General features: G+C 42.2%; 29 protein-coding genes. 24 read left to right on the forward strand and 5 right to left on the reverse strand.

The genetic code is table 11. The features are described from left to right. Positions 1-2 precede the first annotated feature (2 nt). From IGI44_RS22180 to IGI44_RS22215, 8 genes are all read left to right on the forward strand, one after another. Complete coding sequence (locus IGI44_RS22180; RefSeq protein WP_438790080.1) at positions 3-470, forward strand: heme-binding protein; 468 nt, start codon at positions 3-5, stop codon at positions 468-470. A gap of 17 nt (positions 471-487) precedes the next feature. After that, on the forward strand, positions 488-1,471 hold the full coding sequence (locus tag IGI44_RS22185; protein WP_438790081.1) for a Gfo/Idh/MocA family protein: 984 nt from the start codon (positions 488-490) through the stop codon (positions 1,469-1,471). Positions 1,472-1,505: 34 nt separating this feature from the next. Beyond that, positions 1,506-2,942 (forward strand): 6-phospho-beta-glucosidase, encoded by a 1,437-nt coding sequence (locus IGI44_RS22190; RefSeq protein WP_438790082.1) that lies wholly within the window; start codon positions 1,506-1,508, stop codon positions 2,940-2,942. 2 nt (positions 2,943-2,944) lie between these two features. Beyond that, a complete protein-coding gene (locus IGI44_RS22195; protein ID WP_438790083.1) occupies positions 2,945-3,262 on the forward strand; it encodes a PTS sugar transporter subunit IIB in 318 nt (105 codons plus the stop codon). Positions 3,263-3,273: 11 nt separating this feature from the next. Then, entirely contained in the window at positions 3,274-3,618 is a 345-nt protein-coding gene (locus IGI44_RS22200; protein ID WP_438790084.1) for a PTS lactose/cellobiose transporter subunit IIA, read from the forward strand. An 87-nt stretch (positions 3,619-3,705) separates the two neighbouring features. Further along, the gene (locus IGI44_RS22205) at positions 3,706-3,948 is read left to right on the forward strand and encodes a SemiSWEET transporter (RefSeq protein ID WP_438790085.1); all 243 of its coding nucleotides are present in this window, start codon (positions 3,706-3,708) and stop codon (positions 3,946-3,948) included. Between the two features lie 18 nt (positions 3,949-3,966). Further along, entirely contained in the window at positions 3,967-4,746 is a 780-nt protein-coding gene (locus IGI44_RS22210; RefSeq protein WP_438790086.1) for a Cof-type HAD-IIB family hydrolase, read from the forward strand. Between the two features lie 123 nt (positions 4,747-4,869). Further along, complete coding sequence (locus tag IGI44_RS22215) at positions 4,870-5,850, forward strand: aldo/keto reductase (protein ID WP_438790087.1); 981 nt, start codon at positions 4,870-4,872, stop codon at positions 5,848-5,850. 74 nt (positions 5,851-5,924) lie between these two features. Here IGI44_RS22215 and IGI44_RS22220 read toward each other — a convergent pair whose 3' ends face one another. Then, a complete protein-coding gene (locus tag IGI44_RS22220; RefSeq protein WP_438790088.1) occupies positions 5,925-6,791 on the reverse strand; it encodes a MurR/RpiR family transcriptional regulator in 867 nt (288 codons plus the stop codon). 218 nt (positions 6,792-7,009) lie between these two features. Here IGI44_RS22220 and IGI44_RS22225 point away from each other — a divergent pair, with 218 nt between their 5' ends. The 6 genes from IGI44_RS22225 to IGI44_RS22250 are packed head-to-tail and all read left to right on the forward strand — an operon-like array spanning position 7,010 to position 11,816. Next, on the forward strand, positions 7,010-8,119 hold the full coding sequence (locus tag IGI44_RS22225) for a PTS fructose transporter subunit IIC (RefSeq protein WP_438790089.1): 1,110 nt from the start codon (positions 7,010-7,012) through the stop codon (positions 8,117-8,119). A 13-nt stretch (positions 8,120-8,132) separates the two neighbouring features. Further along, complete coding sequence (locus IGI44_RS22230; protein WP_438790090.1) at positions 8,133-8,579, forward strand: PTS sugar transporter subunit IIA; 447 nt, start codon at positions 8,133-8,135, stop codon at positions 8,577-8,579. Further along, positions 8,579-8,890 carry a PTS fructose transporter subunit IIB gene (locus tag IGI44_RS22235; RefSeq protein WP_438790091.1) on the forward strand — a complete coding sequence of 104 codons (312 nt, stop codon included), beginning with the start codon at positions 8,579-8,581 and terminating at the stop codon, positions 8,888-8,890. The genes IGI44_RS22230 and IGI44_RS22235 overlap by 1 nt, the downstream gene beginning before the upstream one ends. Before the next feature lie 27 nt (positions 8,891-8,917). Then, entirely contained in the window at positions 8,918-9,928 is a 1,011-nt protein-coding gene (locus IGI44_RS22240) for a Gfo/Idh/MocA family protein (protein ID WP_438790092.1), read from the forward strand. Beyond that, positions 9,925-10,944: an NAD-dependent epimerase/dehydratase family protein gene (locus IGI44_RS22245; RefSeq protein ID WP_438790093.1), complete on the forward strand. Its 1,020-nt coding sequence runs from the start codon at positions 9,925-9,927 to the stop codon at positions 10,942-10,944. Before IGI44_RS22240 ends, IGI44_RS22245 begins: the two co-directional genes overlap by 4 nt. Positions 10,945-10,964: 20 nt before the next feature. After that, the gene (locus IGI44_RS22250) at positions 10,965-11,816 is read left to right on the forward strand and encodes an alpha/beta hydrolase (protein WP_438790094.1); all 852 of its coding nucleotides are present in this window, start codon (positions 10,965-10,967) and stop codon (positions 11,814-11,816) included. A gap of 59 nt (positions 11,817-11,875) precedes the next feature. Here IGI44_RS22250 and IGI44_RS22255 read toward each other — a convergent pair whose 3' ends face one another. Further along, positions 11,876-12,625, reverse strand: a complete 750-nt coding sequence (locus tag IGI44_RS22255) for a DeoR/GlpR family DNA-binding transcription regulator (RefSeq protein ID WP_438790095.1) — start codon at positions 12,623-12,625, stop codon at positions 11,876-11,878. A 245-nt stretch (positions 12,626-12,870) separates the two neighbouring features. Between IGI44_RS22255 and IGI44_RS22260 the strand changes: the two genes are divergently transcribed. The 9 genes from IGI44_RS22260 to IGI44_RS22300 all read left to right on the forward strand — a co-directional run bounded on the left by IGI44_RS22260 (position 12,871) and on the right by IGI44_RS22300 (position 19,657). Continuing rightward, positions 12,871-13,566 (forward strand): ribulose-phosphate 3-epimerase, encoded by a 696-nt coding sequence (locus IGI44_RS22260; protein ID WP_438790096.1) that lies wholly within the window; start codon positions 12,871-12,873, stop codon positions 13,564-13,566. Between the two features lie 11 nt (positions 13,567-13,577). Next, positions 13,578-14,135 (forward strand): 6-phospho-3-hexuloisomerase, encoded by a 558-nt coding sequence (gene hxlB, locus IGI44_RS22265; RefSeq protein ID WP_438790097.1) that lies wholly within the window; start codon positions 13,578-13,580, stop codon positions 14,133-14,135. A gap of 9 nt (positions 14,136-14,144) precedes the next feature. Beyond that, positions 14,145-15,284, forward strand: a complete 1,140-nt coding sequence (locus tag IGI44_RS22270; RefSeq protein WP_438790098.1) for a mannitol-1-phosphate 5-dehydrogenase — start codon at positions 14,145-14,147, stop codon at positions 15,282-15,284. Between the two features lie 9 nt (positions 15,285-15,293). Continuing rightward, complete coding sequence (locus IGI44_RS22275) at positions 15,294-15,725, forward strand: PTS sugar transporter subunit IIA (RefSeq protein WP_438790099.1); 432 nt, start codon at positions 15,294-15,296, stop codon at positions 15,723-15,725. A 5-nt stretch (positions 15,726-15,730) separates the two neighbouring features. Continuing rightward, positions 15,731-17,176, forward strand: a complete 1,446-nt coding sequence (locus IGI44_RS22280) for a PTS mannitol transporter subunit IICB (protein ID WP_438790100.1) — start codon at positions 15,731-15,733, stop codon at positions 17,174-17,176. Positions 17,177-17,368: 192 nt separating this feature from the next. Further along, positions 17,369-18,244, forward strand: a complete 876-nt coding sequence (locus IGI44_RS22285; RefSeq protein ID WP_438790101.1) for a LysR family transcriptional regulator — start codon at positions 17,369-17,371, stop codon at positions 18,242-18,244. Positions 18,245-18,384: 140 nt separating this feature from the next. Further along, positions 18,385-18,906: a flavodoxin gene (locus IGI44_RS22290; RefSeq protein ID WP_438790102.1), complete on the forward strand. Its 522-nt coding sequence runs from the start codon at positions 18,385-18,387 to the stop codon at positions 18,904-18,906. Between the two features lie 13 nt (positions 18,907-18,919). Then, positions 18,920-19,333: a cupin domain-containing protein gene (locus tag IGI44_RS22295; protein ID WP_438790103.1), complete on the forward strand. Its 414-nt coding sequence runs from the start codon at positions 18,920-18,922 to the stop codon at positions 19,331-19,333. Positions 19,334-19,345: 12 nt separating this feature from the next. Then, positions 19,346-19,657 (forward strand): carboxymuconolactone decarboxylase family protein, encoded by a 312-nt coding sequence (locus IGI44_RS22300; protein WP_438790104.1) that lies wholly within the window; start codon positions 19,346-19,348, stop codon positions 19,655-19,657. Positions 19,658-19,725: 68 nt separating this feature from the next. On the opposite strand, the gene IGI44_RS22305 is transcribed toward IGI44_RS22300, so the two are convergent. The 3 genes from IGI44_RS22305 to IGI44_RS22315 all read right to left on the reverse strand — a co-directional run bounded on the left by IGI44_RS22305 (position 19,726) and on the right by IGI44_RS22315 (position 21,660). Then, the gene (locus IGI44_RS22305) at positions 19,726-20,667 is read right to left on the reverse strand and encodes an alpha/beta hydrolase (protein WP_438790105.1); all 942 of its coding nucleotides are present in this window, start codon (positions 20,665-20,667) and stop codon (positions 19,726-19,728) included. Between the two features lie 366 nt (positions 20,668-21,033). Further along, positions 21,034-21,183, reverse strand: coding sequence for a hypothetical protein (locus IGI44_RS22310; protein ID WP_438790106.1), 150 nt, complete (start codon positions 21,181-21,183; stop codon positions 21,034-21,036). A gap of 327 nt (positions 21,184-21,510) precedes the next feature. Continuing rightward, a complete protein-coding gene (locus IGI44_RS22315; RefSeq protein WP_438790107.1) occupies positions 21,511-21,660 on the reverse strand; it encodes a hypothetical protein in 150 nt (49 codons plus the stop codon). Between the two features lie 476 nt (positions 21,661-22,136). On the opposite strand from IGI44_RS22315, the gene IGI44_RS22320 reads away from it, so the two are divergent. Continuing rightward, positions 22,137-24,206 carry a BglG family transcription antiterminator gene (locus IGI44_RS22320; protein WP_438790108.1) on the forward strand — a complete coding sequence of 690 codons (2,070 nt, stop codon included), beginning with the start codon at positions 22,137-22,139 and terminating at the stop codon, positions 24,204-24,206. Positions 24,207-24,244: the final 38 nt, after the last annotated feature.

A 24,244-nucleotide genomic window follows, 5' to 3' on the forward strand; every position in this document is an offset into this window, starting at 1 on the left:
AAATGACGATAGAAGAACTAGTTAGACAAGAGAAACAATTGCAATTTGAAGGATTCGATCATGAATTGGCTTTAGCGATCACGCTTGAAATCATCGATGAGGTCAAAAGAAATTTTGATAAGCCGGTCGGGATCCGTGTGTATTACGAGGATAAAACGGTGGTCCATTATTTGATGAACGGAAGAAAAACAAGTCCTTGGCTGGATCGAAAGGTGAAGACGGTTTTGGAAAGTCGACACAGCTCACTATATCCTTTCTTGTTAAGTGGATCACATGAAGAATTTGCTAAATGGGTGGACGATCCGACACATGCCATATGCGGCGGCGGCTTTCCGATCATTGTACAAGGAGAGTTGAAAGGTGCGATCTGTGTCTCAGGCTTGGATCATTTAGCTGATCATCAGATAATCATCAATGTATTGGAGCGAGTATTGAATAATCAACAAGTGTCACAAGGTAACTCGATTTAAGGAAAAGAGGAAGACAAATGAAATTAGCCATTTTTGGTGCCGGCATGATCGTTCATGACTTTTTAACGATCACCAAGGATCTGTCGGAGATTGAACTGAAGGCGATTCTGGGAACGGATGCCGATATACCAACGATGAAACAAATGAAGATCGATTATGGAATTGAAACGATTTATACCGATGTTGAACAATGTCTGCAAAGTGATGCTTTTGACACCGTTTATGTTGCTTTGCCGAATTTTCTTCACTATGTGTTTGCTAAAAAAGCGTTGAAGTATGGCAAGCATGTAATCTGTGAAAAGCCATTCACCATGAAGAAGAGCGAATTATTAGAGCTAGAAAAAATTGCCTTGACCAAAAATCTCGTCTTGATTGAAGCAATCACAAACCAATACTTGGCGAATTATCGCGGGATCAAAGAGGAAATCACGAAGATTGGCAAGCTGAAAATCGTTGAATGCAACTATTCACAGTATTCTTCACGCTACGATGCGTTTAAAGAAGGAACGATTTTGCCAGCCTTTAATCCTAAAATGGGTGGCGGGGCTTTGATGGATATCAATATTTACAATATCCATTTTATTGTTGGGCTATTGGGCAAACCTTTAAAGGTCCAATACAATGCCAATGTTGAACGCGGGATCGATACGTCGGGTATGTTGATCCTTGATTATGGTGAAACGCAAGCAGTTTGTATTGGTGCGAAAGATTCCACGGCAACGATTCGTTCGACGATCCAAGGGACGGATGGATCGATTATTGTGAATGGACCGACCAATGTTTTGGATAGCTATATGATCGAAAGACGGTCAGAGGAGACACAACTGACGGATCAAAAGGTTCATCAGCATCGGATGTATGAAGAATTTAAGCTGTTCAACCAGGTCATTACGCGTAAGGAAATGGCTTTCGTTAAAGAACGGCTGGAGCATAGTAAAACAGTCATGGAGATCGTCGACGCGGCATTGTCCGATGCCGATATCATCTTGGGTCAAAGCTGACAGAGTACAACAGGAAGTGTAAAGGAGAGGTCAAATGGTACAAAAAGATTTTTTATGGGGCGGCGCATTAGCCGCCCACCAATTTGAAGGCGGCTGGAATAGTGACGGTAAAGGTCCAAGCGTGATCGACGTCATGACCGCAGGTGCTCACGGAAAACCACGCGTGATTATGAATGAGATCAAGGACGATGTGTTTTATCCCAATCATGAGGCGATTGATTTTTATCATCGTTACAAAGAAGATATCGCATTATTTGCAGAGATGGGGCTGAAATGTCTGCGGACATCGATTGCTTGGGCACGGATTTTTCCAAAAGGTGACGAAGCAGAACCGAATGAAGCAGGTCTAGCATTCTATGACAACGTCTTTGATGAGTTAATCAAAAATGGCATTGAACCAGTGATTACGCTGTCTCATTTTGAGATGCCACTGCATCTAGCCAAAGAGTATGGCGGGTTTAGAAGCAGGAAAGTGATTGATTTCTTTGAAAAATTTGCCAAAACCATTTTTGAACGCTATAACGGCAAAGTCAACTATTGGATGACCTTTAACGAGATCAACAATCAAATGGATACCAATAATCCGTTATTTTTATGGACGAATTCGGGAGTAACGGTGGCAGAAAATGAAAATGCTCGTGAAGTCATGTATCAGGTTGCCCATCATGAGCTAGTTGCCAGCGCCAAAGCAGTGAGCGCCGGCAAGAAGATCAATCCTGATTTTCAAATCGGCTGCATGATTTCCCATGTTCCAATCTATCCGTATTCCTGTAAACCGGAAGATATCATGGCGGCCGAAGAAGCGATGCATGAACGATTCTTCTTCGCCGATGTGCATGTTCGGGGAAAATACCCGCGCTATGCCTTGAAGGAATTGGAAAGAAACGGCTTCACGTTGGATATTGCTCCAGAAGATCAGGAGATTCTGCAAAAAGGCACAGTCGATTACGTTGGCTTCAGTTATTATATGTCAACAGTCGTGCAGGCTGGTGCTAAAAATCAAGCAACGGATATCGTGAATGGCGGCTTAGCCAATTCCGTCAAAAATCCTTATTTGGAGGTCAGCGACTGGGATTGGGCGATTGATCCAGAAGGTCTGCGTTATTCACTGAATCGTCTCTATGATCGGTATCAATTGCCGTTATTTATCGTAGAAAATGGTTTCGGAGCGATCGATGTCTTAGAAGAAGATGGTTCAGTTCATGATGAAGCACGGATCGCTTACCTTAAGGCACATATCGAAGCCTTGGAAAAAGCCGTTGACTACGATGGCGTCGAACTGCTTGGCTATACACCATGGGGGATCATCGATCTAGTTTCCTTCACCACCGGCGAAATGAAAAAACGCTATGGCACGATCTATGTTGATCGCGACAATGAAGGCAATGGAACGATGAAGCGTTATAAGAAGGATTCGTTTGATTGGTATAAAAAGGTAATTGAATCTAACGGAGAGATTTTGGAGGGATAAAAATGAGTCAAAAGACAATTCTATTGGTCTGTTCAGCAGGGATGAGTACCAGTTTATTAGTGACAAAAATGGAAAAAGCAGCTGCAGATCAAGGGCTGGAGCGAAAAATATTTGCAATCTCAGCATCAGAAATTGACGGTGTTTTAGCGGGAGAAGATATCAATGTTCTATTATTAGGACCGCAAGTTCGCTTTATGGAAAAACAAATGAAGCAAAAGCTAAGTGATAAAAATGTGCCTTGCGAAGTCATTAATATGACTGATTACGGCATGATGAATGGTGAAAAAGTCCTAGGCCAAGCAGAAAAATTAATGGGATAGGAGGGTATCCAATGGATGAACAGAACTTAACGACGATCATGAATTTGATTCTCTATAGCGGCAATGCGAAAAGTGATGCGATGGAAGCTATTCAGGCAGCGAAAACAGCGGATTTTGAAGAAGCGCGGGAAAAAATTGAAGCAGCTGAAAAATCATTAGTCGAAGCCCATCATGCACAGACAGGCTTATTGACGGAAGAAGCTAGCGGCAATCACATGGAAGTCACTTTGCTGGCAGTTCATAGTCAGGACCACTTGATGACTTCGATCTCCTTCACTGATTTAGCGAAGGAGATCATTGACCTGTATCAATTAAACAAAAATAACAGTGAACAAAAAATAACGGTAAGCGAATAATTTATCCAGAGGAGAAGATGACGATCTTCTTCTTTTGGCTTTTTTATGAAGCGTTACATAGGATAAAATGAAGAGGAGGAAAATCATTTGATCGGAATCGTAGCAGCATGTCTTACCACAATGGCTTTTTTGCCTCAGGTTATTAAAGTGATGCAGACCAAAGAAACGAAGGGGTTATCGACCTTAATGTGTTTAATGCAAGTAATCGGAATCGGCTTGTGGGCGATTCATGGCTTTATCCGGAGTGATCTTGCGGTTTTGTTTGCAAATTGTATTAGTTTTATTTTAGTGTCGATTATCTTATTCCATAAGCTGCGATCGACAGAGTAAGCTTTTAGGAGGAATGAAATGGCAAGTCAGAAAATTATTTTCTTTGATATCGATGGAACGCTGGTTGATCCCATAATGTGGGAGAAAAGCCGGGACATCTTAGCGAGTATTCCCGAATCTACTCGGGTGGCTATCAAAAAGTTGAAAAAGAACGGGGTCATGCCAGTGATCGCTACTGGCAGACCGAAGCAGGCTATTCTACCACTAGCTGAATCACTAGGTATTAGTGATCTGATCACTTCGAATGGACAAGAAGTCGTGATAGGCAATAAAAGTGTTTTTCAAAACTTTATCCAGCAAGAAGTGATCAATTTCATCCATAAATATTCTAGCCAGCAAGGGGCACAAATCCTATATGATACAACTGTTGGACTCGTCTCATCAATGGAGACAGTTGAAGAGGAAGCAGTTCGAGCCCTGATGGAAAATGAGATTCCGCAGCAGGTCATGCAGGTGCTGGTGAATACGGAACAACCAATCAAACAGATTTTTCCCATGAAGGCTGAACTAAGTGACATTAAAATCGTGAAATCTGGATACAGCTATTATGATTTACTACCCAAAGAAATTTCAAAAGCATCTGGGATCGCCCATTTTTTACAAGAGACAGGTACGCCAGTCGATCAGACCTTCGCTTTCGGCGATGAGGAAAATGATGTAGAGATGTTTGAATTTGTCGGAACGGCTGTTGCAATGGGAAACGCGACTAAAGTATTGAAGGAAAAAGCCAATTGGGTGACTAAAGAGGTCTGGAATGAAGGCATCTATCATGCATGTGAAAAATTACGATTAATCTAGTTTAAAATAACTGAAAGAGACTTTATTCTGTCTTTTCGCTAACAAAAATAAAAAGCTTGCCTTGAAGTGAACTTCATAGTGTAAGGTAAAGAAGTTATCTTAGCAAAAATTGGAGGGAAAAGCATGGATTATGTAAAATTTGGCAATACAGGTATGGATGTTTCGCAGCTGTGTTTAGGAACGATGGGCTTTGGCGATCCTAATAGCGGGTTTCATGAGTGGGTATTGGAAGAAGAAGAGAGCCGGCCGGTGATCAAGAAAGCTCTAGATCTAGGCATCAACTTTTTCGACACAGCGAATGTGTACTCCTATGGCGCGAGTGAAAAAATTCTTGGCAAAGCGTTAAATGATTTTGCCAATCGCGATGAGATCGTGGTCGCGACTAAAGCTTATACCCAAATGAAGCAGGCGCCTAATAGTCGAGGATTATCGAGAAAAACGCTGTTTTATCAAATCGATCAGAGTTTAGAACGGCTACAAATGGATTATGTTGATCTCTACATCATTCATCGTTGGGATTACAATACGCCGATCGAAGAAACGATGGAAGCTCTGCATGATATCGTGAAATCAGGCAAGGCTCGCTATATCGGTGCGTCGGCGATGTACGCTTGGCAATTTGCTAAGGCGCAAGCAGTGGCGGATAAGTATGGCTGGACGAAGTTTGTCTCAATGCAGAATCACTTAAATTTGCTGTATCGTGAAGAAGAACGGGAAATGCTGCCGTTGTGCGGCGATCAAAAAATTGCGGTAACACCATACAGCCCCTTGGCGGCTGGTCGTTTGACCCGTGATTGGGAGGCAACCACAAAACGTTTCTTAACCGATACAACGGCGAAATCAAAATATGATTCGACGGAAGAGCAGGATAAGATCATTGTGGAACGAGTAGCGGAGATTGCGGATAAGTATCAAGTAAAACGCGCACAAGTTGCTTTGGCTTGGCTATTGCAGAAAGAGCAAGTAGTGGCACCGATTATCGGCGCTACCAAAGAAAGTCATTTGACCGATGCTTTGCCAGCGCTTGATTTGAAATTAACAGCAAAAGATGTTCATTATTTAGAAGAAGCCTATCTGCCGCATCACGTTGTAGGTGCCATTTAACTTTCCGAATGTAAACTAAAAACGTTCAAAACTTTTCAAAGGGAAAGTTTTGAACGCTTTTTCTTTTATCATCATCATTTTTTATCCGTAAACCGCCTATCCTTAAATAAGGTATTCGTATCGCTGCGCCTTTCTTGGTAGGTATCATAATCTTCTTTGAAGAGACAGGAGTAGAGCACGTTGATTACATATTCGATCGCGACCTGCGAGGAGAAGGTCGAGTACTTAATGTGCTGACTTTCTTCTTTCATCAAAGGCAGGACGACCGAACTCATTCTAGCTAAAGTCGAATCAGGATGTCCGCAGATCGAAACGATCTTGACTCGATTGCGGTAGAGAAGCTTGGTGCAGTACAAGATATCCTTGTGTTCACCGCTATAAGAAATAATAATGGCACAATCTTCATGATCTAAATTGTAGGCTAATTGCGGATTTTCAACGACTAGCGGCGTCAGATAAACGAACTCCCCCATTCGCATCAGCATATTTTGCAGGTTCAAAGCTTTGGAATAATTCTCACCAATCGCAAAGATCGCGATTTTCTTTCCAGATTTGATGATCTCCACCGCTTTTTTTAAAACTTCGGTGGTTAATAATTCACCGGTCTGATAGATTGTATCACTCATTAACTGACCGATTTTTTTGGCGATTTCCTTTTGCGAATCCTCACTGGTGAAGGGCTGATCGGGATTAACATCCGAGATTTCTTCATAGGATTTTTGCAGTTCAGCAGAGAGCTCGATCTTGAAATCCTTGTAGCCGCTGGTGCCGATTTTCCGGCATAAGCGAACGATTGCAGAAGTCGAGGAGTAGGTATTAGTAGATAACTCTTGAATCGACATATGCAGTACATCTTCTTTATTTTTCAGAATATAGTCAGCGATATGTTCTTCGGAAGAATTAAATCCGTCTTTTTCTTCTAAGAATCTGAGAATATTCATTGGATTTCCTCCTTCCATGAAATAGTTACAAGCAAAAAATAAAAGCGATTGTAAGGAATAGTGCAAAAATATTCCAATAAAAAGCGTGAAAGAAAACGCTTTCTCGGAACAAATTGTCAACTTTTTGAATCCGCTTTACATAACAATTTTACCACCTTACTATGAGGGTATACAACACAATCAAGTCTTGCTCAAAACAAAAATGGAGGGAAAGAAAAATGAAGGAACTAATTGGTGTGTTCAAGGATTTGAAGAAACATTTGTTGGCGGGTGTCTCTTATCTGATTCCAGTTGTAGTCGTTGGGGGAATTATGACGGGATTAGGAGTGGCTTTTGGTGGAACGACCGTTTGGGAAAATGTTGGCTCATTTCCAGCATTCTTATTTACCTTAGGGAAAACGGGACTAAACTTAATGCCAGCGGTAATCGGGGCGTACATTGCTTATTCGATCGCTGACAAGCCAGCATTGGGACCCGGGTTCATCGTTGGTCAAATGGCACAGGATATTGAAGCTGGATTTTTAGGCGGCGTGATTGCCGGGATCTTTTGTGGAATTGTTGTACTTTATTTGAAAAAAATCAACGTCCAAAAAAACTTCAGATCACTGCTGAGTATTATAGTGATTCCAAGTATCGCGACTTTATTGGGTGCATTGCTGATGAATTACTTGATCGGCGGTGCCGTCGTTGCACTGATTGCCTGGCTGACGCAACTGGTTGAAGGGTTAGGGACGAGTAATATGATTCTGTTAGGTCTTGCGATCGGTGTGATCGGTTCGTTTGACTTAGGACTCTTTGGTTCGAAGGCGCAAGGGGCGGTATTTCTCGCCATGCTGTCTACGATTGATCCGGCAACGGGAATGCCGGTGATGATCGCACAGCGTTTGATGTTAGCCGCTTGTACGTCGAATGTTGTGGCACCGTTTGTCTGTTCGTTATCCGCTTTTGTTCGACCAAAGATTTTCACGCCAGAAGAAAGAGAAGCGGGAAGAGCGGCACTGTTCTTAGGGTGCTTCGGGATTACTGAAGGGGCGATCCCATTGGCTTTAGCAGATATGAAGGTTTATGCCGGCTGTATCATCGGTTCAGTCGTCGGTACGGTTTGTACAATCCTGTTTGGTGCAGGGACGATCGTCAATTGGGCAGGTATCCCAAACTTTGCGGGCTGTACTAATGTTTTGGCTTATGTAGCTGCTATCGCGATCGGCGCTGTATCGGGAACGGCGTTTATTATCGCGACCAAACACGCACCGTCGACAAAAGACGATTCTGAAGACAAAGAAGCGATCGTCACGAAGAAGGGAAACGAGACTAATCTCGATTTCTAAACGGAGGGATCATATGCTAATCAATAAAGAGTTGATTCAATTAGATGCAGAGTATCAGACCAAGGAAGAGGTGATCGAAACAGTCGCCGAATTATTAAATGAAAAAGATCGGCTTCACAGTCTGGACGGCTATATCCAAGCAGTCAAGGAACGGGAAGCCGAAGTCTCTACCAATTTAGGCGATGGCATCGGCATGCCCCATGCTAGAACAGATACGGTCAAAGAAGCGAGCTTAGCCTTTGTGCGTTTAAAGGAACCGATCGCTTGGGGCGAGGAAAAACCGGTCAAAATCATCTTTCAGATCGCCGTTCCTAATGACTCTGGCAATTTGCATCTAAAGATCTTATCGCAATTGGCGCGTCATTTGATCTATGAGGAATTTAAAGAACGGCTAGTCAATGTTGAAGATGAAGAAGAATTATTAGGTATTATTTCAGAAGTGACAGGAGGAATCATCTAATGAAAATTTTATCAGTCACCGCATGTGCGGCAGGCGTCGCCCACACCTTTATGGCAGCCGAATCGATTGAAAAAGCCGCAAAGGAACATGGACACGAGATCAAAGTTGAGACACAAGGGGCTATCGGGATCGAAAACAGATTGACTGAAGAAGAGATCAACGCAGCCGATGCGGTGTTATTAACGACGGATATCCCAATCAGAGAACGGGATCGTTTTGCGGCATCGAATATTTTCAATGTCAGCTCAACAGCCATGATTAAATCAGCCAATAAAATCATCGAAGCAATCGAGAACAGCTTTAAGGAATAAGGGATTCAATTCGGGAAGGTGTAAAACATGAAGGTAGGAATTTTAGGTTCAGGCATGATCGTTCATTCGGCGCTGTCAGTGATCAATCAAATGAAAACAGTCTCGTGTGAAGCCTTGTGGTACCGAGCAGGGGATGAACATACCGCAGAGTCTTTAAAGGAAAAATATCAAATAGAAAATCTTTATTCAGACTTAGATGCTTTTTTGAAAGATGCAGCTTTTGAAGTTGTCTACGTTGGAGTGATCAATAGCGCTCATTATGAGTATGCGAAAAAAGCGCTTGAAGCAGGGAAGCATGTGATTTGTGAGAAGCCGTTTACGTCGAATGCTCAACAGGCTATTGAACTCGTTGAATTAGCAAAAGCGAAAGATTTATTCTTGTTTGAGGCAGTCATGCTGCGCTATTTGAAAAATTATCGCAAAATTCAAGAGAAGCTGGAAGAAATCGGTGAGATCAAGCTGATCCAATGCAACTATTCGCAGTATTCCAGCCGCTACAGCTCCTACAAACAGGGAAATGTCTTACCAGCTTTTAATCCAGCATTATCTGGCGGCAGTTTATATGACATTAATGTCTACAATATCCATTTTGTGGTTGGGCTATTCGGCAAGCCGGAAAAGGTTCACTATTTCGCGAATATTGGTTTCAATGGTATCGATACTTCAGGGGTGGCGATTCTAGAGTATCCGACGTTTAAAGTGGTCTGTTGCGGTGCGAAGGATTCGGATAGTAAAGCTGGCTGCCAAATTCAAGGGGAAAAAGGCTATTTTCACATTGATTCGATGGCTGGAACGGCTAAAAATGTCAGTCTGATCAATAAAGAGGCGACGACAATATTTGCTGATGATGTGATCGATAATCCAATGGAAAATGAATTCAGTGTGATCGAACAACTAATTGAAACAAAAGATTATGAAGCGACTTATTCCTATATGAAGAAAAGCGTCATAACCATGACAGTCTTAGAAGAATGTCGCAAACAAGCAGGCATCCATTTTGCTGTAGATGAGGAAGCAGAGGTGACGATGGGTTCGTGAAAAAAATATTGATTATTGGCGGAACAGGCACGATTTCTTCGCCGATCACAGAAATGTTAGCGGAAAAGAATTATGATGTGACCGTTTTGAATCGTGGAAAGAATAACGTTGGTTTGCCCGGAAACGTGAAGAAGCTGCGAGGCGATATTACCGAAACAGAGAAGATGCGGGAGCTTTTTAAAGATGCTGCCTATGACAGTGTGATTAACTTCATTGTCTGGAATGAGCAAGACGCGAAAAACAATGTAGCGATCTTCAAAGGGAAAACGAAGCAGTTTATTTACATCAGTACAGTATGTGTGCTGAATCATGAGTATACTTGTTTGATCGATGAAGAAACTGAAAAAGGCAATTACTATTCAGATTACGGAGCGGCAAAATCAGCGGCTGAAGATGTCTTTTTGCAAGCAGAAAAAAACGATAATTTTCCTATTACGATCGTGCGACCAACGCAAACGTATTCCAATCATCGGATTCCATTAAGTGTGAAGGGGAAGGGCTGTTGGAGCGTGGTCAGCCGCATGCTGCGGAATAAAGAAGTGATTATTCACGGTGATGGGCAATCTGTCTGGGCCAGTACCTATGCCTCGGATTTTGCCAAAGGCTTCTGTCCAATCGTTGGCAATGAGCAAACCTTGGGTGAAACCTATCAAGTGATGAATCCAGAATCCCATACTTGGGACATGGTCTATCAAACTTTAGCAAAACTTTTAAACGTCGATTATCGTCCAGTTTATATTGGCACCGATCTTTTAAAAGCCTCGAAAACCTACGATTTCATGGGCTCTATTCAAGGAGATAAGCGCTGGTCGAATATCTTCTCGATTGAAAAATTGAAGGGGATCAATCCAGATTTTACCTGCGAAGTTGGGCTTGAAGAAGGATTGCGCCGCTATATTGAGTACATGGAGGCACATCCGGAAATGAAGGTGGAAGAACCAGAATTTGACGCTTGGTGTGATCAAACGATCGAACGCTATAAAAAATTTACGCAGGAATTCACCGCCGATTTATAGAGTGGCAGTTAGGAGGGATTATGGAATTTATTGATTTTCAAAAAAATGACGAAAATATTTACGAACTAGAAGGCTATGGCATAGCAACGCTTGATGTGGCTTATGATACGAAGTCGGATAAGAATAAACTAGATATCTACTTGCCGACGATCAAGCAAGAAAAATATCCGGTGATCATCTTTATTCACGGCGGCGGTTATGTAAAGAGTGATAAGCGCCGACATACAGCCAATGTGCTGAATGCTTTGCAGCTGGGCTATGCGGTGGTTGGTTTGAATTATCGTTTAGCACCAGAAGCTGTCTATCCAGCCTTTTTAGAGGATTGTTTAAAGGGATTAACCTTTTTAGGACAGCATGCCGATCAATATAAGATCGATAAGGATAAAATGATTCTTTGGGGTGAGACCCACGGTGCGTTACTCGCCTGCCAGTTAGGGATCAAGCACCATCGGACCGAGAATTATTCAATCGTGGGAGTCATCAGCTTCTACGCACCGATTGATCTGCATGAACTGCATTTTCGGCAAGCAAAAGCAGGCAAATTATCTCAGGTTGATGGTTTTTTTATGGATGAACTTACTTTTGGCGCGCAAGGGAATGAGTTGTTAGAAAAACTGAAAATGGCGAATCCATTGCCAGCTATCACTGGTGATGAACCAGCGTTCTTTTTGAATCATGGAACATTAGATGATGAGATTCCTATTGATTTCACCCACACATTTGCGAAAGCTTTGCAGGTGAAAGGCGTCTCATGTACCGTCAATATTGTTGAAGGCGGAAAGCACGGGATGGATTATTATGCCAGCCAAGAACGAAATGAACCGGTCATGACCTTTATCAAAGAGACCTTTGAAATAGGAGTCGAAGTATAAAAAACAAATACCCATGGATAGGAAGCCTGAGCAGCGCTTCTGATCCATGGGTATTTTATTTAGTCGATCAAAAGCAATTTCTTCTTACTATATTCCTTCCGTACTTTATCAGGAATATCCTCAGAAATCAGGAAACTTAGGTCATCAACGGGACCAACGATCGCGTTACTAATGGTACCGAACTTATCATTGGTGATCATGCCCAAAATTTCTGTAGATACTTCGGTCATTTGCGCTTTTATTTCAGCTTCTTGCACAGTTGGAACGCTGGTGCCTGCTTCGATATCAATATTATAAATTCCCATAATATATAGATCTGCTCGGATTTTTTGTAAAGCCTTATAGGTTTCGACCCCGAGATTGATCATTGATTGCTTATAGAAAATGCCGCCAATATTGATGACTTCAATGTTGGCTCGTTGCGCCAGCTCAACCGAAATCGCTGGGCTGTTCGTGATGATAGTTGCGCGAAAGTCCACCGGAATCTCTTTTACCAGAGCTAAATTGGTGGTACTTCCATCAATAATAATCACGGAATCCTCTTTGATAAAAGGCAGAGCCTTGCGTGCCAATGCTTTTTTCCGTTCATTGTGTTCATTTTCTCGATAAGAAAAATCAGTAATCGGCGGTCCTACTCTAAGAGCTCCGCTGTGGACTCTTTTTAATAAGCCTTGACCATCCAGTTCCTTCAAGTCTCGGCGAATCGTATCCTCAGAGACATTGAAACGTTGGCTTAAGTCACTGGCGATGACTTTTTGTTCAATATTTAATAGATCAACTATTTTTTGATGACGTTCTTCCTTCAACATCGTGCGCACTCCTTCTTGTTTCTTCTTATTAATCATGCCATGTATGCGTTTTTGTGTCAATTTCATTTCGATTAATTTCGATTAACGTGCACAAACATGCAGATAAAATTAAATAATTTGCATGTTTGTGTTGACTTGTAATTGTTAAGCGGTTACAATGAGTTTGTAAACGAAGGATGTACGGCATTCGAATCATACTGATTTTTTCCGGAGAAGATCAGTGCTTGGAAAGTAGGAGGAAGCTTATGAAGAGCAAGATCATTTTATCGCCATCGATCATGTGCGGGGATTTAGTGAATTTACAAAAGAGTATCAATGAACTAGAGGCAATTGGGATGGACACACTGCATATCGATGTCATAGACGGTTCCTTTAGTCCCAGCATGCCATTAGGAATCGAAACGATCAAACGAATGCGGGAAATCACTTCGATGAATTTTGATGTGCATATCATGTCGAATGACAATGAATTTTTTATCAATGAGATGCTGAAGATCGGTGTTGAAGGGATTACCTTTCATCACGAGACGAGTCTGCATGTTGATCGCTACATTCAGTTAATCAAGAATGCTGGAACGACAGTTGGCGTTGCTTTGAATCCCGCGACACCTTTAAATGTTTTAGATTATATCTTGCCCGAAATTGATCGCGTATGTTTGATGCTAATCAATCCTGGATTTGCGACGAACAAAGCGGAAAAACAAATTCCCTATGCTCTGAAGAAAATTTCAGATTTGCGGCAGTTAGTCGACACTCAGGGATTAACGCTGGATATTCAGGTGGATGGCCGGGTCTCTCTGGCAACAATTCCAGATTTACTCGCTGCTGGTGCAACCAACCTAGTTTTAGGCAGTACTAGCCTATTCATCGCTGGAAACACGTTGGCAAAAAATCGTCAATTATTAACTGAAGCACTGGAAAAAACAGTGTTTATAAAGTAGGAGGGAAACTGATGGGATTTAAAAGTGTGGAACAGAAAATCGCAAAGGAAATCTCTGCGACTTTAGATAATATCGCTGTTGAGGATGTAGAGCAGCTAGTAGCCGCAATTGAAAACGCAGACCGAGTATTTTTTGTCGGTGTCGGCCGCGTCCTTCTTTCATTAGAAGGGATCGCAAAACGCTTGGCGCATTTAGGTGTCCAAACAGTGGTTGTTGGACAAATTACTGAACCGGCGATCACGGAGAGGGACTTGTTGATCGTTGGCTCTGGCAGCGGAGAAAGCTCGTTTCCGTTGGCGATCGCAAAAAAGGCGAAGACCTTTGACGCGACGGTAGCGCACATCGGATCGAATGCCAACAGTTCAATGAAGGAATACACCGATATTTTTGTAAGAATTCCTGTTCAAACGAAATTGGCTTTGCCGGGAGAAATTCCTTCGGTCCAGCCGATGACGAGCCTGTTTGAACAATGCCTGCTCTTGTTAGGTGACAGCATCGCCTTGATGATGGTGGAGGAAAAAAATATCGATATGCATAGCTTATGGCAGTATCACGCAAATTTGGAGTAGGTGAACAAAATGAAAGCATTACATTTTGGCGCAGGCAATATCGGACGTGGATTTATTGGGCAGCTCTTACATCAAAATGACTTTGAGATTTGCTTTGTTGATACAAATGCTGACTTGATCAGGCAATTGAATCAGGATGGCGGATATATGATTGAAATCATCGATGAGAATGAAACCACGGATTTTGTTGATCAGGTCAGCGCTTTGAACAGTTTGACTGAGACAGAAAAGGTCATTACGGCGATCGAAAAAGCGGATATCCTGACCACTTCGGTTGGGGCGAACAATTTGGCAAAAATTGCACCGACGATTGCGAAGGGCTTGAGCCAACGTTTCGAGAAAAAACGCAGTATTAATATTTTAGCGAACGAAAATAGTATCAATGCGAGTGATCGTTTAAAAAAAGCAGTATATGAGGAACTGACAGATCAGGAGTTAGCCGTTTTTGATCACTATGCCTATTTTGTTAACACAGCGATCGATCGGCAATCCCTCGGGAAAATCGTTGAGGGTAAGGCAATTGCTGTTGTTGAGCCCTATTACGAATGGGTGATCAATCGCCAACAATTAGACCCGACAACTCCTTTCGAATTAAAAAACGTGGTTTTGATTGAAGAGATGCAGCCCTATATTGAACGTAAACTATTTATCGTCAATGCTGCTCATGCGGCGATTGCGTATCTTGGCGCATTAAAGGGCTATCAAACGATTCAAGAGGCGATCCGTGATCCAGAGATTTTGACTGACGTGAAGCAATTTTTAGCAGAGAACCAGGCTTATTTTGTAGAAGAATATCAATTTGAACCAGCAGCCTTACAGTGCTTTATTGATAAAACACTTAAGCGGCAGAGCAATCCAAAGCTTTCCGATGAAATCGCTCGCGTGGGCGGTTCGCCCATCAGAAAATTAGGACCGAATGATCGGTTAGTCGCTCCGGTGGTAAAACTCGATGCCCTCGGTTTGCCTCATGAGACAGGTGTGAAAATTATTGCGGCAGGTTATCATTATCATAACGCCGATGATGCAGAAGCAGAAAGCTTGCAGGCATCAATTGTTGAAGATGGTTTAGAAGCAACAATCAAAAAGATTTCGGATGTAAATGGCGCTTTGCTCAAGGAAGTTATTGTTGCTTATAAGACACAGCAGTAGGAGGTAAAGATGTTAAAAGAACAACTAACAGGGAATACGATGTTCATAGATTCAGTTGAATCATGGCAAGAGGCCATTCGAATAGGTGCAAAACCGCTGGTAGAACAAGGGATCATAGAAGATTCCTATGCGCAGGCAATGATTCAAAATGTTGAAGATAATGGAAATTATATTATTCTTTTGCCTCAGATCGCTATGCCTCATGCGCGTCCGGAATTCGGAAGCAACGGTGTCGGGATGACGTTCCTTCATGTGAAAGAGCCAGTCATGTTTCCTGGTGATGAACCAGTCAAAGTTTTCTTCATACTTTCGTCTGATTCGCCAGATGGCCATTTGGATCTAATTGCTAGCTTGGGCGAGTTGTTAAGTGATGAGGAATTATATCAGAAATTATTTGATGTTGGTACGGAAGAAGAGTTGTTAGCTTTGATAAAGGAGTGAAGGAAATGGATGTAACGAATGAAGGAAAACAAGTATCGATGCGGGCAAGAGTTCAGGCATTTGGCGGATTCTTGACGAATATGGTGTTGCCAAACATTGGTGCGTTTATCGCTTGGGGAATCGCGACAGCCTTATTTATTCCAACGGGCTGGTTCCCAAACGAAGCGTTAAATGAGCTGGTCGGTCCAACAGTCAGTTACTTATTGCCATTATTGTTAGCATACACTGGCGGGCGCATGATCGGCGGACAGCGCGGCGCGGTATTAGGAACGATCGGAACGATTGGTTTGATTATTGGGGCAGACATCCCCATGTTTATGGGCGCAATGATCATGGGACCGTTAGGCGGTTGGGTCATGAAAAAGACCGATAATTTCTTGGATGGAAAAATCCCAGCTGGTTTTGAAATGGTGGTCAATAACTTCTCAATCGGTATCATTGGTTTTGTACTTATGTGCTTGTCTTATTTAGTAGTTGGCCCAACGATTCAATCAGCCAATCAATTTGTCACCAATGCGATCGAAGCGCTAGTTTCAACGGGTTTCTTACCGTTACTTTCATTGATCAATGAACCGGCAAAAGTCCTGTTTCTAAACAACGTGATCGACCAAGGCGTATATTACCCATTGGGGATGCAGCAGACTCTAGAAGCCGGCAAATCGATCTACTTCATGGTGGCCTCAAACCCTGGACCTGGGCTAGGCTTGTTATTGGCTTACTCATTCTTTGGCAAAAAAGTAGCGAAACGAACAGCGCCAGGTGCGATCATTATTCATTTCTTAGGCGGGATTCATGAAATGTATTTCCCATATGTTCTAATGAAACCCGTTACAATCTTAGCGATGATTGCAGGAGGCATGGCGGGAACACTGACCTTCCAATTATTTAACGTAGGCCTAGTTGCTGGTCCGAGTCCCGGCTCGATCTTCTCCTACTTGGCCTTGACACCAAAAGGGAATTTCTTTGGAGTAATTGCCGGAGTTGTTATCGCAACAGCCGTTTCTTTCTTAGTAACTTCTGTAATCTTAAAAGCAGATAAAACACCAGATGACGATGCGAGCTTTGAAGAATCTGTCCAAAAATCAAAATCTATGAAATCAGAAGGAAAAGAATTATTATCTAACGAGAAAACAAAAACAACAAGTACGTTCGTAGCGAACTTGAACAAAGTATCCTTTGCCTGTGATGCTGGAATGGGCAGCAGTGCGATGGGGGCCACGACCTTTAAGAAAAAGCTGCAAAAGGCCGGCATCACGGATATCGAAGTAAAGAATTATCGAATTGAGGATGTTCCAACAGACAGTGACATGGTGGTCGTTCATCGAGACTTGGAGGAACGCACGCGAAAGGCCCATCCAACGATGAAAATCGTTACATTAAAAAATTACCTGCAAGACCCGGCAATCGATGAGCTCGTTGCTGAGATTGTTGAAGCAAAAGAACAAAAATAGACACGGCACCGGCGAATGTTTCGCCGGTGCTTTTGCCGTTTCTGCATTCTGAGGATGATTGGCATGGTGAAAAGAGAACGTTTTTTATCGTTTTATGAAAAAGGAATCCTTTAGAGCGACGTAGCCACTCGTTGCTTCTTTTAAAAGAGAAAATTTCTGCTATAGTAAAAGAAAAGACAGTGAGGCTATCAAATGGAAATCAGATTATTACGTTATTTCTGGGCAGTGGCACAGGAGGGCAATATCTCACGGGCGGCACGGATGTTGAACATTACGCAACCGACCTTGAGCCGCCAAATCAAGGAGTTGGAAGAGCAGATCGAAACACCGCTTTTCCATCGAGAAAAGAATCGGTTGAGTTTGACTCAGGACGGGTATTTTTTGAAGGAACGAGCTGAAGAAATTCTGGCGTTGGATGATAAGCTGGAGCAGGCGTTTTCTGCACAACGAAAGGAGCAGCTAAGCGGGACGATCACGATCGGCTGCGTCGAGGCGGACAACTCGGATACGGTGGCAATGCTGCTGGAGGAATTGATCAGTGATTATCCGCAGGTTCGGTTCAATTTAGTCACCGGAACCAGTGATGATATCTCTGATCGGTTAGAAAAGGGGATCTTGGATCTGGCTGTCTTGATCGAGCCGGTAACATTGAATGAGGTCGAGACATTGACATTGCCTCGAGAAGAGAAATGGGGCTTTCTCGTTTCAAAAGAATTATTCATTGCTAATAAGAACGAGCTGCAGCCTGAGGATATCAAGGGGTTGCCAATCTTTTGTTCTGGTCGTTCAGAAGTACAACGGCTATTATCTGACTGGTCAGGTATCTCAATGGATCTGCTGAATATTATTGGACATTATAATTTGATTTTTAACATTTTACCTTTAGTGGATCATCAGGTGGGCGCGGCGCTAGCAATTGAAGGGGCTATCTCTGATCGGAAATTGACGGAATCCGTCTTTATCCCATTGGCTCCTTCCGTGAAGACACATTGCGTGCTGGTCTGGAAAAAACGTCTTCAAACACCGCCAGTCCAAGAGTTAATCAATCGTTTTAAACATGCTTTTTAGCTATAGTACTATGAGTATATAGGCATTAGACATAGTAGATAAGGAGTCGTATTCTGAAGATGTTCAGGATATGACTTTTTTTATTTAAGGTTATCCGACATGTAAATCCAATAAAGCTTATTCAATCGAGGTGGTAAATGATGACAGCAGTAGTAATTTATTTTTCAAGACCAGGAGAAAATTATATCAATGGCAGAAAACAAATGATTTCAGTCGGTAATACGGCCGTTTTAGCAGAAAAAATCAGTCATCAGGTTGATGTAGCAGCTCTTCAGTTATCGCCAAAGCTCTCTTATTCTGATAATTATGACGAGGCGGTTCAACAAGCAGAAAAGGAAAAAAAGGCTTCCGCACGAGTGGAATATGAGGCGTTGTCGGTCGATTTAGAACAAGTTGACACGGTTTTTCTTGGTTTTCCAAACTGGTGGGGCACATATCCGCAGGTCATTGCTACTTTCTTAGCAGATCATGATTGGACGAATAAAGTAATCTATCCTTTCTGTACTCATGAAGGCAGTGCTTTTGGTTCAAGTATTCAAGATCTTCAAGCAGCTTGTCCAAAGGCTGAGATCAAAACAGGTTTAGCTGTTCGCGGTTCTAAAGTGGCGCGTTCAGATGCAGCTGTGAAAAATTGGCTGCTGGCGTATTCAAATAAGGCGTAGGAGGAATAATCGAATGACAAAACATGAAGAAATACAAAATGGTGTCATCTTTCCAATTGGTGACAAAAATGAGGCTTTTGCTCACTATTTTATCGGGCAAAGTTATCTCCAATCATTAGTTGCTGATCCGGCGATCAATGTGGGTGTAGCCAACGTTACTTTTGAACCGGGCTGTCGCAACAACTGGCACATCCATCTCGATGGCTTCCAATTACTGCTGGTCACAGGCGGCGAGGGCTGGTATCAGGAAGAGGGGAAAGTCGCGCAATTCTTGCATGCTGGAGACGTGGTCGTCACCCATGACGGAGTGAAGCATTGGCATGGAGCCGCAAAAGATAGCTGGTTCGAACACATCGCCATCACTGCCGGCACACCGGAATGGCTGGAGCCTGTCAGCGATGAATGGTATGAAAAATTAGAAAAGTAAGGAGAGAGGATAATGAAAAAACAAACAGCAGGAAGAGAACAACTAGGTGAATTCGCGCCGCAATTTGCCGCATTGAACGATGATGTCTTATTCGGCGAAGTCTGGGCAAAGGAAGAGGAGCTTTCGGCTCATGACCGCAGCCTCATTACTTGCTCGGCATTATTAGCAATGGGAGCACCGCAGCTAGAAGCACATTTGAAGATTGCTAAGGAAAATGGTGTGACGAAAACAGAAATCAGCGCATTGATCACTCATTTGGCTTTTTATGCCGGTTGGCCGAAAGCGTGGAGCGCTTTTGCGATGGCGAAGGAGATTTTTGCCTAAGGAATATCAACGAGCAGCAAACCTTTCAAAAGTTTCCTGCTCGTTTTTGACAAAAAGATGAGAGATGATTACTGATTTTGTGGGGCAAAAAAGGTTTTGCAGGCATAATCAAATTCAGCAACAAAGAATTGTTTCGCTTCCTTGGCCTCTTTAGACCAAGGAACAAGCGTATCAAATCCATGATAACAGCCGTCGAAAGTCGCATATTTAGCGAATATACCGCTTTTTTTCAGGTTTTCCATATAAGCGATCGTTTCACAATAAAAAGGTTCGATCGTTCCGACAAAAGTGATTGCTGGAGGCATTCCCTGGTAATCATCGGTCAATGCGGCAGAAGCGTAGGGGGATATTCGATCTTTCTGGTTCGCTAAATAGAGATTCCAGGCATTCAGGGAGTCGCTTTCGTTCCAGACTGGCGCATCATTGTCCTTCATTGATGTGCTGTTTATCCGACAATCAATCATGGGATATAGTGGCATCTGAAAGGCGATATTCACTTCCTCTTTGTCTCGCGCGTAAAGACACAATGCAGCTGTGAGTCCGCCGCCAGCACTTTCACCGCCAACAAAAAGTTGATCCTCTCTAATGCCTAGCTCTTCAGCATGCTCTTTCATCCACTTCAGTGCTAAGTAGCAATCCTCCAAAGCCGCAGGAAAGGGTGCTTCTAATGATAATGTATACTCTGGTGAGACGATCACACACTTTTCTTTGATCGTTTTACACATAGTAACGTTGAGTTGTTCAGGGGAACCCGAGAAATAACCGCCGCCATGGATCCATAAAACACCAGGAAGTTTTTCGGAAAGTTGTTTTTTAGGCTGTTTTACCAGCACTCTCATCATTGAACCATCTGGACGAGAGCAGTAGATACTATCTTTGTTTCTTCGATTCTTTTTACTTTTTTGATTATCCGGTTGAGGATTACTTAAAATAGGGTAAGTTAGCAGTTTTTTATAAATTTTCCCCATAAAACGTAAATCTTTTGCGATCATTGAATTTGTCACTTTCATTCGGGCATCTCCAGTCGCTCTTTATTATTTTGAAAAAAACAGTGATCGTTTAATACTCTTTCCATCTGACAGTGTGAGTAGGAAGAGATACAAACAGTTAAAATTACTCTTTTTTTAGCTAGATAAACTAGTCAAGCATCTGACCGCGAATACTATTCAAGACAAAACCACCTTTTCCTTAATAGGAAAATCAGCGAGTCTGTGTTTTCTACGATCACAACAATGCAAATCGATCAATGACTATTTAAAAGAGAGGTAAGAGGAATTTTCGAAAAACAAGGAGCCGCTTAAATAAACTGCCCCCTTATTTTTTTGTTTATTGCGCCTTAACTTTCCATTGTGAGTCTATAATTCTGCGTTAACTAATCAAGCTTCACGTCCCCAGTGAAAAAGTCCATAGTAAAGAACATACCACCAGCCGCACCAGCCATGAAATAGCGCCCAAAAAATACTGTGCCAGCGTTGATAGGAGATAAAAAACGCAAGAATATTTCCCAAACCGATCCGTTTACTCATTTTTTATTCACCTTATTTTCCTTAAAAAAAGCAGGCAGCACGGAAATCAAACCGAATAGTACGATCAGCTCGACAGCAAATAGCAAGGTGCCTCTGAGTGAAAAATAAGAGTCAAGTCCGATAAAAGTTCGCATGTGATTTCCTAAATATCCCCAGAACAATAAACATAGGACAAAGAGAGCTTTGCTTCTCTTATATAAATAGGTCAGATTGCTTTCGAATTTACTAATCATGAGATACTCCTTATTTGATTAAGGATAAAAAAGAGGGAATTTCACGCCTATCCTTTATCCTTTCTCTAAGATACGTCAAAATAACCCAGAATAATCATTTTTGCTTCTTTTTCGTAGCGAACATTCCTGTGGCTCCCAAAGCCACACCGATCGCTAAACCGATGGCCAAATTATCGAACAGTAAACCAAAAATCAACCCTAATGCGATACCGATCGCCAACGAATTTTCTTCAACCTTTTTCATTTCTATCCCCACTTTCTTAGCCTATAACTAGCGCGAACATCCTCTTCTCTTACTATTATTCTAAAGCAAATCGATGCAAATGTAAGGTGTTCTGAGGAATTTCTTTAGCGATCCGTAAAAAAGCGAAATCCTGGAATAAGGATAAGCTATAATAAAAGACACTCTGCAAGAAGCAAAATTGGTCTAACTTAAGCCTCCATTTTTTGGAAGCTTTTTTGTTTGTCGGAAGGAATCGGTCAGAGGGGATTTCACGTCTTTTCAGTGTGATTAAAATAATCAGGCTCACGATAAAAAAGTAAATCAATTTCCGAAAATAAATGTTTATAAAATAACGGAAGATAAGGTAATAAAAAAGTCAGTAATAGCATCCAACAAATGACCGCGCTTACATTTTTGCCAAAAGAAGTGGCAAGAATCTCTACTTATCAAGAAAAATAAAGGGTTATATACTCACCTTAGACGAGAGGAAGATAGGAATGAAAGATCGAACACAAAAAATATTGCGGATTTTTATAACCTCAAACTATCCGGTAAGTCTCGAAAAACTGGAAGAGGAAGTTCATACCAGTGCTCGTACGATTCGAAATGAGCTTCGCGAAATCAATCATTTTTTAGGCGCAATGAGGTTACCAGAAATTAGAAATCATAGAAAAAAAGGGTACCAGCTGGAACTGACTCAGGAGCAGAAAAAAGAACTGCTTAAAGAGATCGATTCATCAGATGAAGACCAATTTTTAGATCGAGAAAGTCGGATTTTTGATTTAATTCTTTCTTTTTCTTTAGGGAAAAAAGCGACGTTTTTATATCAAAAAGAGGAAGAGTACCAAATATCGAAAAGTACGCTGGATGAGGACATGCGGCGTGTTAGAAATATTTTAGCGGAATACGGGCTCGAGGTCTTGAGTGTGCCGAAGCAGGGAATCGTTCTACAGGGAGCCGAGCGTTCAATTCGCACGATGATCTATGACATCATCAATAATTCAGTCGGTGTTGTTTCTCCTCAAGAAGAACAGGAGCCGTCGATCAATCGAACGCTGCTCACTCGCTATATCTCGTCGGAGCTGTTAGAAAAATTAGATCAGCTTTATAGCCAGTCGATGGCCTCAATGGAAGAAGCTATTTATCGCAATCAGCTATTGATGTTTACCGCCGTTTGGCTCAGTCGTTTTTTGCGAGAAGACCTGATCGCAAGCGCTGCTTGGGAGGGCGCGGATACGCCACAAAGTGATATTCGCGATTATGTAACGGCGATTTGTGACGCCTTTTGTATCAGACCGCCAGAGGTTGAAATCAAGTACATCGTGTTTATGCTGAATACTTTTAACTCAAGGGATATGAACAACTCGATCGAATGGGTGCAGGCGCAGCTGTTATCGATCCAGCTGATGCAGTTCGTAGAAGAAGAGACCAAGATCCCTTTTTCGAGAAAAGAGGAAGCGCTACAAGAGGGACTTTACAAGCATTTAGTCGGACTGATAAATCGAGTGAAGAGCGACATCCAAATTGTTAATCCGTTGAGAGAAACGATTAAAAAGAATTATGGCAATATCTATTCGGCAATCTGTCGGTTTACTCCGGCGATAGAGAAGGTAACAAAGAAAACTCTAAGCGAAGATGAAGTCGCTTTTTTGACCATTCATTTTTCGACTTCAGTCAGTTCTATCAATCAAGACCTGCATTACGTTTATAAGGCTGTGGTGATATGCAATCACGGAGTTGCGACAGGCAAGCTGCTGTCGGAGAACCTCAAGGAGCTGTTCAATATCGAAGTTTTAGCCGTGTTAAGTTCACGGGAACTGGATTTGATTGGAAAATTGGATGTCGATTTGGTTTTTAGTACGGTAAGCATTCATTATTTGCAGAAGCCGGTGTTGGAATTAGAACCGATCATCAAAGAAGAAAGCAAAAAGCGGATTACGGGCTTTTTACATGAGAATGAAAAGCTGAGGCGTTTAGTCAATTATGATGATTCCACAAAATTATTTTATGGAGTGACGGAGATTATTCAACGAAGCGGCGGGGAAATTACCGGCAATATCTATAAGGAATTAGAAACATTATTTGATCAGAATCATTTATCGATAAACAAGAAGGAGATTCAGCCGATGTTAGAAGATGTATTGAAGGATAGCAATATCTTATTGAATGAGAAGGTCGCGACTTGGGAGGAATCGATCCGCCGAGTCTCCGAACCTTTAGTAAACGATCAAGTGATCGACCCCAACTATGTGACTGCGATGATCAACTCGGTGAAAGAATACGGTCCTTATATCGTGATTGGTAAATATATCGCTTTGGCCCATGCACGACCAGAGGACGGAGTCAATCAGTTAGGGATTAGTGTGGCGACGCTTGAGGAGCCGATCGCATTTGGCAATGAAGAAAATGATCCGGTAAAAATCATTTTTTGTCTAGCGGCGGTTGATTCGTATTCACACTTAAATATTATGAAGAGCTTGATTGCGCTGATCAACGATGAAGAGAAGGTCAATCGCCTGAGCGGCGAGAGAGACATAGAGCGCTTCAAGGAAATCTTATTTAGTTAAGGAATTATGCATAGTTCGATAGATAAAAATCAGAATGG

The organism is Enterococcus sp. DIV0756 (assembly GCF_051710745.1).
Taxonomy (GTDB): domain Bacteria; phylum Bacillota; class Bacilli; order Lactobacillales; family Enterococcaceae; genus Enterococcus_A.